We start from the raw sequence: 14089 nt of genomic DNA on the forward strand, positions 1-14089 counted from the left end.
ACAAATGACGAATAATAAATTACCGTATTTATTAGGTTCGATGATTAGTAATTTCGGAGACGGAATACAGCAAATTGCAATTATGTGGTACATTTACCATTTAACAGGTGAAGCAATATCGATAGGTGTGATGATTGCCATATACTATTTGCCAAGCATACTATTAACACCAATTGTTTCTGTATATGTTGATCATCATCAATCAAAAGTGATTGTCGTCATGACAGACATCTTTCGATTCATCATTGTATTAACCATGTCTATTTTGATCCTTTTACATTTTGAATCAACAATTTTCATCTATTTTTTACAGTTCCTATTAGCTGTCTGTTACACCATTTATAAACCAGCTGAGCAGTCTTTTATAAAAGAATCTTTCCAAGATAAAGATATTCCCTTCGTGATCTCCAAGTCTTCATCACTCAATGAAGGTGCTTTAATTGTAGGGTCTGCTGTTTCTGGTGTGCTGCTTTTAAAATTGTCATTAGCCCTTAGTTTCTTTATTAACTCACTGACATTTCTAGTAGCTGCAGTTCTCTATTATTTGGTGAAGCAAATCAATACCAAACAAAAGAAACAGAGTAAAATTCAATACAACTCAGAGCTGATTTCCGGATGGGATTTTATCAAGAATCGTGAGGGAATGAAATACCTTCTTTTTTTATCCATTTTAAATAGCATTAGTATCCAAATGACCACAACTATCCTTTTACCCTTAGCAAAGGTATTTAAAGGAGGTAGCGGATTATATTCGGTATTTGATATTTCTTTTGCAGCAGGGGGAATACTCGCAGGAATTGTTGTAACTTATTTTTTAAAAAGATATAAACAATGGTCTATTGTTATTACCATGGTGGGAATGGCAACAACAGCTGTTTTATTACATTTTACTAGCTTTAAAGTGGCATCTGCAATTTTCATATTTATTCTCGGATTATTTACAATGTCCCACCTAATTATTACTCAATCACTAATCCAACTGAATTCAACAAAAGAGTTTATTGGGAGGGTCGTTGGTTTAAGAACCATCCTAGCTTCTATTGTAAAAATTTCATCTGCCCTAACAACAGGTAGTTTAATCTCTAATATTGGTGTAAGCCATATATTTCTCCTATTTTCGCTCGTCATCTTTGCCAGTTGTTTCACCTTAAAAGGATTAAAGAAAGTGAATGTGCCAGATATGGTCTAAGTAGCTCCATCCTTTGGGTGAATTTTTTTGTAACATTTTTCCTAGATTTTCAGTCAGATAATGAAGAAGGTGTAAACCTCTAGGGGGGAGAAATAAATGGAAAAAAAGAGGTTATTCTATTTAGACCATTTACGTGTCGTACTAACCGTCTTGGTCTTAGTTCATCACACAGCAATAACCTACGGGGCAGATGGGTCATGGCTTTATGAAGATGTCGAACCTACCAACGGTTTAAGTGTGACCGCTATTATTTTGACTCTTTTTACGGCTATTAATCAATCATTTTTTATGGGGTTATTTTTCTTTCTTTCTGGATATTTTACTCCTCCATCTTTTAACCGGAAAGGAGCTAAAGTTTTCTTAAAAGACCGTTTAATTCGCTTAGGGATTCCATTAATTTTTTATACTTTTCTAATAGGACCATTTATCCAATATATAGTAGGATTTAAGAATGAATATTCCATTAGTGAATTCTATCAAAAAGAGATCCTTACCTTGCATAGCATTAACATTGGTCCATTATGGTTTGTTGAAGCTTTATTAATTTTTTCGATTCTTTATATTGCTTTTCGTAAGTTCTTTTTAGGAATCCAACAAGCTTCAAAAGATTTTCCTTCAAATAGGAAATTATTCTTTACGGCAATTAGCTTAGGTATAGCAGCATTTTTAATTCGCTTTGGTTGGCCAACAGGAGAGGGAATTCTAGGTTTACAGTTTGGTTATTTTCCTTCGTATATCTTACTATTTATCGCCGGTTCAACAGCGTATCAGCATAATTGGTTAGATCAGATAAGTGTGAAAACAGTAAAACTTTGGGCTTTGATCTCAGTCATTACCATCCCTATTTTACCAATTGCATTAATAGCGACAGGTGCCTTAGAGGGAAATATGCATGTTTCAGGTGGTTGGGGATTTCAGGCTTTGGTATATGCGATGTGGGAGCCATTTGTTTGCATAGGTATTTGCTTATGGCTGCTTTCAATGTTTAAAACAAGGCATAATGTAACGAAGAAGATTTGGAGAACGTTATCTGAATCAGCTTATACCCTGTATATCATCCATTCACTTGTTCTTGTTAGTTTAAGTTTATATTTACACCAATTTGATCTTCCGGCCCTTTTGAAGTTTTTAATCGTTGCAGTAACCGGACCCATTACTGGATTTGTTTTATCAGCCTGGGTATGCAAGATTCCAGGAATAAAAAGAATACTATAGAAATGAGGCTGACTCAAAAGCAAAGAGGTCAGACCCCACGATTTAATATCTAGTTAAAACTTAGAGTAATCTAGTCTAGATATTGTTTTTTCAGTGGGGTCAGACCCCTTATGAGTCAGCCTCTTCTTAATATTACAAAACAACGCTTTCCTGGCTTTGTTCTTTTCTTTTTTTTAGGGATTTCACCAATGACTTAAACACCTTCAAGGAACGTTGAAAAACAGGACTCTGAATAAATGTATAGACAAAAGTGGCGATAAATACCGGACCACCTAAAAGGAATCCAATAATTAAGACGAAGCTTTCAACCATAATTCTTGCTTGGCTAACTGAAAGTCTTGTTTTATCGGAAATCGAAAGCATAAAGCCGTCACGAGGACCTGCCCCTATCCCCGCTGCCACATACATGCCACCACCGATTCCAGTAATAACAATTGCAACTAATAAAATAACATAATCTACCCAGGAATGGGTTGCCTTCGGAAGAATATCTAACCAAAGAAAAAAATCCATAATGGGCCCAATGCATAAAGCGTTTAAAATGGTGCCAATATTGATATAGCTTCTAGCTACGAAGAATGAAATGAGGATAAGAATCAAACCACACACCACTCCCCATGTACCAATGGTAAAACCAAAATGTTCATAAAGAGCTACATTCAGTACTTCCCAGGGATGGAGGCCAACATATTTAACTTTAACCGCAATAGCGTTGCCTAAGCCAAAAAAGGTTAACCCCAAAAAGAATAAACAATACTGAAAGAATTTCAATTCAGTTACCTCCATAAAGTGCATTGACTATTCTGAACTTTTTACCTATCTACAAATCTTAATTTATGAAGGGATAATAATCAATGGTTATTTAGAAATATAGAATACAAATCATTAGACTGATATAATCTGAATTATGTTAAAATAAATAAAATTATTATACTAGGAAAGATTCTGTAAAAAATATGATTGTGGGGGAAGGACTATGAATCTCATAGCATCGAAAAAACTGCAAAAGATGTCTGCAAGTATTTTTCAAGAAGTAGCGAATCGTAAGAAAGAAGCCATAAAAAGAGGAAAAGATGTCATTGATTTAAGTGTCGGGTCTCCTGATTTTCCCCCACCGTCGTTTGTGGTGGATTCATTAGTTGAAGCTGCAAAGGACACAAGTCGATATGGATATACACTGACAGGAATATCTGAATTTCATGAAGCAGTCAGTTATTTTTATAAAAAAAGGTATGCGGTTGAACTAAACCAAGAAAATGAAGTATTACAGTTAATGGGTTCACAGGATGGATTGGCACACTTGGCTACAGCCCTGATTAATCCAGGTGACTATGTTTTGATTCCAGACCCTGGTTATCCCATTTATGAAGCAAGTGTAAACATTGCGGGTGGAGTAATTTATCCTCTACCGTTGTTAGCCGAAAATAAGTTTCAACCAAAGTTGGATGAAATCCCATTAGAAGTTCTTCAGAATACAAAAATGATGATTATCAGTTATCCCGGAAACCCTGTTACTGCATTAGCAGATAGAAGTTTCTTTGAAAAGGTAGTGGCCTTTGCAAAGCAGCATGAAATCTTGATTGTTCATGATTTTGCATATTCTGAATTGATTTTTGATGATCATCCACAGCTTAGTTTCATGTCAATTCCAGGAGCAAAAGAGGTCGGAATTGAGTTCAATTCACTTTCCAAAACCTTTAATATGGCTGGTTGTCGAATCGGATACGTTGTCGGCAATAGGCAAGCCATTGAGATTTTAGCTTCATTTAAGTCTCATATTGATTATGGAATTTTTTATCCGATACAAAAAGCAGCAGTAACGGCATTGACCTCCGACTTTCATTTTCTTCGAGAACAAGTGAAAGAATATGAACTTCGTCGGGATGCATTAATTTCTGGTCTAAAGAAAAGTGGATGGCAGGTTGAAAAGTCTCTTGCAACGATGTTTGTGTGGGCAAAAATACCTGCTGGATGGACATCAAGGGAATTTGCCTTTGAATTGATTGATCAAGCAGGTGTGGCAGTCATTCCAGGTGACGCATTTGGAAGGTTGGGAGAAGGGTATGTACGAATAGCTATGGTACAGCCCCCAGAACAGTTATCGATAGCAGCAGAACGAATCCATCAATTTATAATGAAACAGAATATTTTTCTTGACGCAATTCGTTAGTTTGGGATATTTCTTCTATAAACTGGTTTATAAACATATATATTTAAAAAGGCCTTCAAATACTTGAAGGCTTTTTACAATGATTATGAAAGAGGGATATAAATGCCAAGTGAAATTCAACATGTAGAATTAGATATCCCAATTGAAGTGATTTGGAAATTTATACGCGATCCGGATAACTGGGCCCCCTTGGTCCCAGGTTATATTCAACATGAAATAGTAAATGATAACCAAATTACATGGGAATTTAAAAGCGACCTCTTAGGCATTATGAAAAAAAAGGTCAGTTTAATCATTGATAATATCATATGGAATGAACCTTTGAAGGTAAGTTTTGAATTAAAGCGCTCGAATGAAAAATACCTAGGTGAAGGATATTTCGAAGCTAAAGCAATAAATAGAAACAAAACAAGAGTAACAGGGTTTCTTGAAATTAATGCAACCGGTCCTATGGGCTCTTTAGCTAATACACTTTTTAAAAAAGCCATTCAAAAGTCTGATGAAGAAGTAGCCGTAGCCATCTCTTCTAAACTGGAAGAATTCAATAGAAGATAGAAAAAAGTCGTAAATCTTGTAAAAGAGATTTACGGCTTTTTTAAAGAGAAAACCCTTTGCTATAATACCGACCTTGATACTTGTTATGCTTTACTGTCATTAATGTGCGAACCAAAGGAGATTGTAGTCACCTACGAAAGGTCGCTGTGACTAAACCGTATTTGATTTGGTGGGTCTACGTGCCCGAACGAGCGAAAAAATACAGGATCCGGTAACGTAGAAAAGATATCTTCTTTTAAAAAAGTTAAGGTTTTCTTAAGCATCCAGTGGTACCTTTAGTCTACATTATTGTTGCGGGAGGAAAAGACATGTTTGCGAAGGTACCAAAAAGAGGAATAAATATCATACTTGTTGCTTCCATGATCGGGATGGGGAACTATTTTTACATACCAATTGCATTTGCTGAAAGTACAGTTCTTGTAAAGGAAAATCAGTCTGAAAACACACTTTCAAAATTAGAAATTGAAGGGATTAAGCTCGATTATGATTCTACTGCAGATGTTAAAGAATATTCTACCACTGTAGAAAATGAGACAAAGGAAATAAATTTACTTGTAGAAAGTGGTAATCCAGATGCCAGTATTACCATAGATGACACGTCTATCAAAAGTGGTGTAGCTAGCACATTTTCACTTCAAACAGGAGAAAACAAATTCCTCATTACTGTTTCTGACGGTACACATCAACAGAATACCTATACGCTTACCGTTACTAGAAAACAAAATGGGAACAACCTCTTGCAAAATATAGAATTATCTACTGGAAAACTATCACCGAACTTTTCATCTGAAATTAACAACTATAGTATCAAAGTAGCAAATGACATGGCTTCTCTTACGATTACACCAACTACAGTTGAGTCCACATCAACCATTCAGGTAAATGGGACTAGCCTTAAAGAAGGAAGTGTTTCGGTGGACCTTCCTATTGGGAAATCAATCATCACTATTGTTGTTACGGCAGAGAATGGGGAAAAAAAGACCTATACAATAAATGTGGCTAGGGGTAATTCGGCTAATTCACAAACAACCATCCCAACACAAAACAATCGAACCAATACATTCCAACCAACTATGAGCCAACAAGGTAATACCACAATCACAGCACAAAAAGTCAGTAAAGCAACCCTTTCTTCACTAACAGTTAACAATGGAACATGGGATAGTGCATTTTCTACTGATGAATTTACTTACCATGTGTCTGTTGGTAATGATGTTGATTACATATCATTAAGCCCAACTGCACGCTACAGCAGTTCAACCATCTTAATTGAAGGTGGCACAAGCAAAACGATCAAGTTAGACGATGATAACAAAACCGTTATTTCAATTGTTGTAACTTATAGTGATGATGATCGAAAAACTTATGTCCTCGTCATTGATAGAAAAGAATAAATCCTATATGATCAGAACCTGCAATGTGCAGGTTTTTTTCTATTTTTTAAAAAAGTAAGTTATTTCTTTCACATGATGGGTAAAGTTATGGTATATTTATAAATAAAAATTTAGCGAATTTTTTGATTATAGGAAGGTGAATAGTATGGCTACAGAATTAAAAGTAAATGACAGCAGTCTTCCGTTGCGACGCGATGTGAAATTACTTGGAAAAATGCTTGGGGAAATCCTCGTCAATCATGGTGGTTCCGAACTGTTCGAAAAAGTGGAAAAGATTAGACATATGACTAAAACACTAAGAACACACTTTGATCAGGAAATTTATGCTGACTTAAAAGCTGAAATTGCAAATTTAAGCTCACCGATGAGAAGGCAAATCATCCGTGCTTTTTCAATGTATTTTCATTTAATAAATGCTGCTGAACAAAATCACCGTATTAGAAGAAGAAGAGAGTATCAGCTTCAAGATGATACTATTGTACAACCTGCTTCTATAGAGAGTGCGGTTCTTTCTCTTAAAGAGAACAATATTAATGAAGAAGTAATTCGAAATGTATTACATACACTCTCGTTGGAATTAGTGATAACAGCCCATCCAACGGAGGCGACGAAACGCTCGATTCTTGAAATTCAACAACGAATTGCTGACATCTTAAAAAGCTTAGATCATCCGTTATTAACAAGCAGAGAAAGAAAGAAGCTTGAAGAGAGCTTGTTTAATGAAGTGACCATCCTTTGGCAAACCGATGAATTACGTGAGCATAAGCCGACTGTTTTAGATGAAGTAAGGAATGGACTTTATTATTTTGACCAAACACTTTTTGAAGTCCTACCGGAAATACACCAGGAATTGGCTAATTGCTTAGGGAGTTACTATTCAACGACTACTTGGGAAGTTCCTAATTTTCTACGTTTCGGATCTTGGATTGGTGGAGACCGAGATGGTAATCCAAATGTTACTCATGATGTCACATGGGAAACATTAAACAGGCAAAGGAGATTGGTGTTAAAGAAGTATAAGACTGTTTTAGTTGACCTAATGAAGAGGTACAGCCACTCTACTAAACGTGTAGAGGTAAGTGAGGAGCTCCTTACGTTTATTAATGAGAAGGAAGATACTTACTTAAGGGAAGAAAAAAAATGGCCAATTAAATCAGAGGTGTACCGCCGTGCATTTGCGCTTATTATTGAACGGGTTAAGCAAGTGGGGAACTCAGAACTAGGTTATCGTTCTGCAGAGGAATTATTAGAAGACCTATTTATTATAAAAAGAAGTTTAAAAAAGCATCATCCCACTGCGCATGAATTAAAAATTATTCAAAAGCTAATCCGTCAAGTGCAATTGTTTGGTTTCCATTTAGCTACTCTTGATATTCGTAACCATAGTGGGGAACATGAAGCAGCTATTTCAGAGATTTTACGTAAGGTCCGTATTACTGAGAATTATTCAGTGCTTCCTGAAGAAGAAAAATTAAAAATTTTACAGAACATCCTTATGGATCCACGCCCACTCCTATTATTAAATGAAGATTATTCTGCGGAAACGCAGGAGATGATTAAAGTGTTCCAAATGATCAAAGAGGCACATGAAGAGTTTGGAAAGAGAGCTATAACTGTCTATCTTGTAAGTATGACTAAATCACCAAGTGATTTGCTTGAAGTCCTTGTTTTAGCAAAAGAGGCGGGAATTTATCGACTCCATGCAGACGGTACTTTAGAAAGTAATTTAAATGTTGCCCCACTCCTAGAAACGATTGATGACCTTGTGGCTGGTCCTAAAATCATGCAAACCCTTTTTGAAATGCCGGTTTATCGCAATCACTTGCAAATTTTAGGGGATCAACAGGAAATTATGCTGGGCTATTCTGACGGCAGCAAGGACGGCGGGACATTAACTGCCAACTGGAAGCTATACAGAGCGCAGATTGAAATTCATAAAATGGCTAAAGAGTATGAAATCGGTCTTAAGTTCTTCCATGGACGTGGTGGTTCATTAGGACGTGGCGGCGGTCCATTAAATAAGAGTATCTTATCTCAACCAGCAGAAACCATTGGAGATGGCGTTAAAATTACCGAACAGGGAGAGGTTTTATCATCAAGGTATTTGCTTGAGGATATTGCTTACCGCAGTTTGGAGCAAGCGACGTCTACATTGCTGCTAGCGGCAACACATGTATCAAAAGAGGCAGGATATCACCGAGATCCAATTTGGGAAGAAACCATTGAGGAAATCGCAGGTATTTCTTTTGGGAAATATCAATCACTTGTATTTGGCGATCCAGACTTTTTAACTTACTTTAATGAAGCTACTCCTCTAAGGGAACTCGGGGACTTAAATATTGGGTCAAGGCCAATGAGTAGAAAAAATCGAGGACGATTTGAGGATTTAAGGGCCATACCATGGGTGTTTGCTTGGACCCAAAGCAGGCAGTTACTCCCTGCATGGTATGCAGCAGGAACTGGATTAGATACTTTCGCTTCTAAAAGTACAGAAAATCTTAAGCTCTTACAACAAATGTATGAGAAGTGGCCATTCTTCCGATCAACAATTGATAATTTGCACATGGCATTGATGAAAGCTGATATTACGACAGCGAAGGAATATTTAACACTTGTTGAAGATAAGGCGATTGCAGACAGAATTTTCAATAATATCTTAGAAGAATATGAAAGAACAAAAGTTATTTTGTTGAAAATAACAGGGGATAAGGAATTGCTGGATCATACTCCAAATATTCAAGAGTCGGTACACAGACGTAATCCTTATGTAGATCCATTAAACTTCTTACAGGTTGAGTTAATAAAAGAATTAAGGACGCAAGATGATCCGAATGATGAATTAATAACACAAGTTCTACTTACAATAAGCGGAATTTCTGCTGGTTTAAGGAATACTGGTTGATATTAAGAGAGGCTGACAAACAAAAGTCAGTCTCTTTTTGTTTTCTAAAAGAGTGTGTCTGTAATTTTGAATTTTTTATGAATTATCCTGAAATGAATGAGTACTCATTCGTTTTTTAACACAATTCGACATTTTTCGGAATTTTTAAATGATATATTTTAGCCAGCAGGAGTAAGGGAGTGAATAAAAACGATTTTGTGAGAAACCAAACATACCTAATTTCTAAAATTTTGTATTCGATGATGATTCGGAGGGGACAAAAATGTCTGTAAAAGAAAGAGTGGTACTTGAAACTCAAACGGTTGCTGCGATGATCGACTCGTTAGCAAACAATGCCTTGAAGTCACTCGGTGCTTTCCGTTGTTACAACCAGGAAATGGTTGATGAAATTGTAAAGCAAATGGCACTGACCGCGCTTGAAAACCATAAGGAACTGGCAAAGCTTGCTGTAAATGAAACACGCCGCGGAGTTTATGAGGATAAAGTTTTTAAAAATATGTTTGCAACAGAATTTATTTATAACAATATACGGAACATGAAAACCGTTGGTGTCATTAGTGAAGACGAAAATGAGGGAATGGTAGAGATGGCAGAGCCAGTAGGCGTCATCGCAGGTGTCATTCCAATTACAAATCCAACCTCAACGGTGATTTTCAAATCATTAATTTCACTTAAAACTAGGAATCCTATTATATTTGCCTTTCCAAAATATGCACAACAATGCTGCAAAGAGGCAGCCGAATTGTTAAAGAAAGCCGCCATCAGAGCAGGCGCTCCAGAAAACTGCATCCAATGGATTGAAGAGCCTTCCCATGAAGCTTTTCAAGCTCTAATGATGCATCCAAAGATATCGCTCATTTTAGCAACAGGTGGACCTAATTTGGTAAAAGCCGCTTATAGCTCAGGTAAACCGGCTCTTGGAGTGGGAGCAGGGAATGTACCTTGTTATATCGAGAAAACAGCTCATATTAAGCGTGCTGTTAACGATGTAATCTTATCCAAAACCTTTGACAACGGTATGATTTGCGCTTCGGAACAAGCATTGATTATCGATCAAGAAATTTATGATGAAGTGAAACAAGAAATGATAGATAATCATTGCTATTTTCTTAATGAAGAAGAACGCAAGATGCTAGAAAAAGTGGCTATATTTGAAAAAACTAATTCTATTAATCAGTTAATTGTTGGATTACCAGCGTATGTGATTGCGAAAATGGCTGGAATAAACGTTCCAGTAAATACGAAGATTCTTATTGCTGAGTTAGAGGGAGTAGGTCCTAACTACCCACTTTCCTGTGAAAAACTAAGTCCAATCTTAGCATGCTATAAGGTTACTAATTTTACGGAAGGCTTAAAAATTGCAGAAGAAACACTGGAGTATGGGGGGCTAGGACATTCAGCAGCCATTCATACTGCAGACCAAAGCCTTATTGATATGTTTGCAGCACGCATGATGGCTGGTCGAATCATCGTTAATACTCCTTCCACACATGGCGCAATTGGAGATATTTATAACACTTCACTTCCGTCCTTAACAATCGGATGTGGAACATATGGGGGGAATTCAGTGTCACAGAATGTTGGAGCCGCTAACCTCATCAACATTAAAAAAGTTGCAAAAAGAAGAACGTTTACACAATGGTTTAAAGTTCCATCACAGATTTTCTTTGAGAAAAATTCCATCCAAGTGCTTGCTTCGATTCCAAATATCTCGAGAGCATTTATTGTAACAAGTGGAAGTTCTGTGAAAAATGGCTTTGTCGACAAGGTTTTATACTATCTTGAAAAACATCAAAACAAGGTTCAATGGGAGACATTTTCTGAAATTGAGCCAGAGCCTAGTATTGAAACGGTCATGAATGGTGCTGAGAGAATGAGAAGGTTTCAGCCCGATGTCATTATTGCTCTCGGTGGTGGTTCGGTAATGGATGCGGCAAAAGCGATGTGGTTATTTTACGAGCACCCAGAAACGGACTTCCATAGTTTAACTCAAAAATTCTTTGATCCGAATAAGCGAGTCGTTAAATTCCCGATTCTTCGCCAAAAGGCTAAATTTATCGCGATTCCAACGACATCAGGTACAGGTTCAGAAGTGACAGCCTTCTCTGTTATTACTGATAAAAAGGCTAACATTAAATACCCGCTAGCAGATTTTCAGCTAACACCTGATGTGGCAATTATTGATCCGCAGTTTGCAATGACTGTTCCAAAGGATGTTACCGCTGATACAGGGATGGATGTTCTAACCCATGCGATTGAAGCATATGTTTCGGTTTTGGCAAATGATTACACGGACGGGCTGGCACTTAAAGCCATTCAGTTGGTTTTTGAGTATTTACCAAGAGCTTATAGGGATGGCAGTGATGAATTAGCACGAGAAAAAATGCACAATGCCTCAACTATAGCTGGGATGGCCTTTGCCAATTCCTTTTTAGGAATCAACCATAGCTTAGCGCATGTACTTGGTGCTGAGTTTCACATTCCACATGGACGTGCAAACGCATTACTTTTACCACATGTGATTCGTTACAATTCAGCCAAACCAAATAAATTTATGACCTATCCGAAATATGAATACTTTATTGCGGATAAACGATATTGCGAAATTGCCAAAATGCTTGGACTACCCGCCAGTACGACAGAAGAAGGAATTGATAGCTTAATTACGGCCATTATAAAGCTTGCTGAAAAACTAGATATTTCCATGAGTATTCAAGCTAACGGGGTAACAAAGTCAGAATTTGAAAGTAAGGTTGCTGGACTTGCCGAACTTGCTTTTGATGATCAAGACACCATTGCCAATCCAAAACAGCCATTTGTAAGTGAACTTGCTGAAATTTACAGACAAGCTTATACAGGTGTATAGGCCTTTGTGAATAAAGAAGAAGGATTATAAGGAGGGGGAAAATGTGGTATATCAAAAAAAGCCATGGTTAAAATTTTACGATCCAAGGGTTAGTGAAAATGTATCCATTGAGTACGATTCATTATTTGACCTTTTGAATCAGGCAGCCAATATTCATGATGAAAGACCGGCCCTTACCTTTTATGGGAGGTCTTGGAGCTATAAAGATACAAAAATGGTATCTGAATGGTTTGCTGCCTCATTGTATCGAATTGGCCTTAAAAAGGGAGATCGTTTAGCGATAATGCTGCCCAATTGTCCTCACTATATTTTTAGTCTATTTGCAGGGTTTAGATTAGGTGGAATTGCTGTTCAAGTGAACCCTATGTATGTCGAACGAGAAATTGAATACGTGTTAAATGATTCTGAGGCGGAATATATGGTTGTATTTGAAGACTTTTATTCGAGAGTCAAGCGGGTTCAGCCAAAAACATCATTAAAGAGGATTATTGTCGTGGGCTTCGGCGGGAACCGAATTCAGCTTTCTGCCGGGGATATTTACTTTGAGGATTTTCTAACACATGACAATGTCATTCCTGATATTCCAATTGACATACATGAAGATGTTGCTATCTTACAATACACAGGCGGCACCACTGGAGTATCTAAAGGGGTAATGCTAACCCATCATAATCTTTTAGCAAATATAATTCAGGTATGTGATTTCACTTATAATGCAGTAGATGAGAAACCAGAGAACTTCAAAATCGTAAGTGTCCTTCCTATGTTCCATGTTTATGGCCTATCATGTAATGCACTTTCGGCAATCAGAATTGGTTGTAATCAGTTAATATTACCAAGGTTTGACGTCAATGAGGTATTAGATCTTGTAAAAAGGGAAAAGCCATTTCAAATGACAGCTGTCCCAACAATGATCTTCGCTTTCAATAGTCACCCAGACTTAGAAGCAAGTAATCTTGGAGATATATATTATCTAAGCAGTGGGGGTGCACCCCTTCCAGTCGAACAGGTAAGGTCTTTTGAGAAAAGAGTGGGTGTAAGATTAGCAGATGGGTATGGTTTATCAGAAACGGCACCTTCTGCAATCTCTACCCCTCCATTTTTACCAAGAAAATTAGGTAGTGTTGGTATTCCTTTACCAGATACTGAAGCGAGAATTATTATACAAACCCCACAAGGAATTGAAGACGTTCCAATTGGGGAGGCAGGTGAACTCATTCTCCGCGGTCCACAGGTAATGAAGGGTTATTGGAAACGGCCTGGGGATACGGAAATGGTATTGAAGGACGGATGGCTCTTTACAGGGGATATAGCCAAAATGGATGAAGATGGCTATTTTTATATTTTGGATCGAAAAAAAGATATTATTATTGCAAGCGGGTATAATGTGTATCCCCGAGAAATTGAGGAAGTACTATACAAGCACGAGGCAGTTGAGGAAGCCATTGTTATCGGTGTTCCGGACAGCTATAGAGGGGAAACAGTTAAGGCATTTGTTAAGTTAAAGACAGGTGCTGTAGAAACACCGGTGAACCTAATAGAATTTGCAAAGATTAACCTAGCACCTTATAAAGTTCCAAAAGAGATTGAAATTCTTAATGAACTTCCCAAATCATCTGTCGGCAAGCTGTTAAGGCGAATGTTACGTAAAGAGGAAGAAAAACTACAAGTTTAACCACAATAATTAACTTCCACATGAACTACTTCAAAGATCATTTTTAAAAAACCACCCAAGAAAAATCCAAAATATGTACTAGTTTCTGATCGTAAGTTGAATAAGAAATTATAGAAGGGAAGA

Annotated in this window: 9 protein-coding genes; 8 read left to right on the forward strand and 1 reads right to left on the reverse strand. The window is 37.1% G+C overall.

The genetic code is table 11. The annotated features are described in order from the left end of the window. Positions 1–4: 4 nt before the first annotated feature. Together AC3A54_RS07755 and AC3A54_RS07760 are read left to right on the forward strand one after the other, a co-directional pair. Positions 5–1189, forward strand: a complete 1185-nt coding sequence (locus AC3A54_RS07755) for an MFS transporter (protein WP_487654047.1) — start codon at positions 5–7, stop codon at positions 1187–1189. Positions 1190–1285: 96 nt separating this feature from the next. After that, complete coding sequence (locus tag AC3A54_RS07760; RefSeq protein WP_487654048.1) at positions 1286–2404, forward strand: acyltransferase family protein; 1119 nt, start codon at positions 1286–1288, stop codon at positions 2402–2404. Positions 2405–2536: 132 nt separating this feature from the next. On the opposite strand, the gene AC3A54_RS07765 is transcribed toward AC3A54_RS07760, so the two are convergent. After that, positions 2537–3190 (reverse strand): YczE/YyaS/YitT family protein, encoded by a 654-nt coding sequence (locus tag AC3A54_RS07765; protein WP_487654165.1) that lies wholly within the window; start codon positions 3188–3190, stop codon positions 2537–2539. Between the two features lie 190 nt (positions 3191–3380). Here AC3A54_RS07765 and AC3A54_RS07770 point away from each other — a divergent pair, with 190 nt between their 5' ends. From AC3A54_RS07770 to AC3A54_RS07795, 6 genes are all read left to right on the forward strand, one after another. Then, positions 3381–4574, forward strand: a complete 1194-nt coding sequence (locus tag AC3A54_RS07770; protein ID WP_487654049.1) for an LL-diaminopimelate aminotransferase — start codon at positions 3381–3383, stop codon at positions 4572–4574. A gap of 102 nt (positions 4575–4676) precedes the next feature. Then, positions 4677–5129: an SRPBCC family protein gene (locus AC3A54_RS07775; protein WP_487654050.1), complete on the forward strand. Its 453-nt coding sequence runs from the start codon at positions 4677–4679 to the stop codon at positions 5127–5129. Between the two features lie 308 nt (positions 5130–5437). After that, the gene (locus tag AC3A54_RS07780; RefSeq protein ID WP_487654051.1) at positions 5438–6523 is read left to right on the forward strand and encodes a cadherin-like beta sandwich domain-containing protein; all 1086 of its coding nucleotides are present in this window, start codon (positions 5438–5440) and stop codon (positions 6521–6523) included. A 145-nt stretch (positions 6524–6668) separates the two neighbouring features. After that, positions 6669–9425, forward strand: coding sequence for a phosphoenolpyruvate carboxylase (gene ppc / locus AC3A54_RS07785; protein ID WP_487654052.1), 2757 nt, complete (start codon positions 6669–6671; stop codon positions 9423–9425). Positions 9426–9687: 262 nt separating this feature from the next. Continuing rightward, positions 9688–12291: a bifunctional acetaldehyde-CoA/alcohol dehydrogenase gene (adhE, locus tag AC3A54_RS07790; RefSeq protein ID WP_487654053.1), complete on the forward strand. Its 2604-nt coding sequence runs from the start codon at positions 9688–9690 to the stop codon at positions 12289–12291. A 43-nt stretch (positions 12292–12334) separates the two neighbouring features. Further along, a complete protein-coding gene (locus tag AC3A54_RS07795) occupies positions 12335–13966 on the forward strand; it encodes a long-chain-fatty-acid--CoA ligase (RefSeq protein WP_487654054.1) in 1632 nt (543 codons plus the stop codon). The last annotated feature ends 123 nt before the right edge of the window (positions 13967–14089 follow it).

This window comes from Neobacillus sp. Soil_C_43, assembly GCF_057656715.1.

Bases quoted from the DNA above. Each gene is read 5' to 3' on its own strand.
- AC3A54_RS07755 (WP_487654047.1), top strand. From the start codon at position 5: ATGACGAATAATAAATTACCGTATTTATTAGGTTCGATGATTAGTAAT.
- AC3A54_RS07760 (WP_487654048.1), top strand. From the start codon at position 1,286: ATGGAAAAAAAGAGGTTATTCTATTTAGACCATTTACGTGTCGTACTA.
- AC3A54_RS07765 (WP_487654165.1), bottom strand. From the start codon at position 3,190: ATGGAGGTAACTGAATTGAAATTCTTTCAGTATTGTTTATTCTTTTTG.
- AC3A54_RS07770 (WP_487654049.1), top strand. From the start codon at position 3,381: ATGAATCTCATAGCATCGAAAAAACTGCAAAAGATGTCTGCAAGTATT.
- AC3A54_RS07775 (WP_487654050.1), top strand. From the start codon at position 4,677: ATGCCAAGTGAAATTCAACATGTAGAATTAGATATCCCAATTGAAGTG.
- AC3A54_RS07780 (WP_487654051.1), top strand. From the start codon at position 5,438: ATGTTTGCGAAGGTACCAAAAAGAGGAATAAATATCATACTTGTTGCT.
- ppc (WP_487654052.1), top strand. From the start codon at position 6,669: ATGGCTACAGAATTAAAAGTAAATGACAGCAGTCTTCCGTTGCGACGC.
- adhE (WP_487654053.1), top strand. From the start codon at position 9,688: ATGTCTGTAAAAGAAAGAGTGGTACTTGAAACTCAAACGGTTGCTGCG.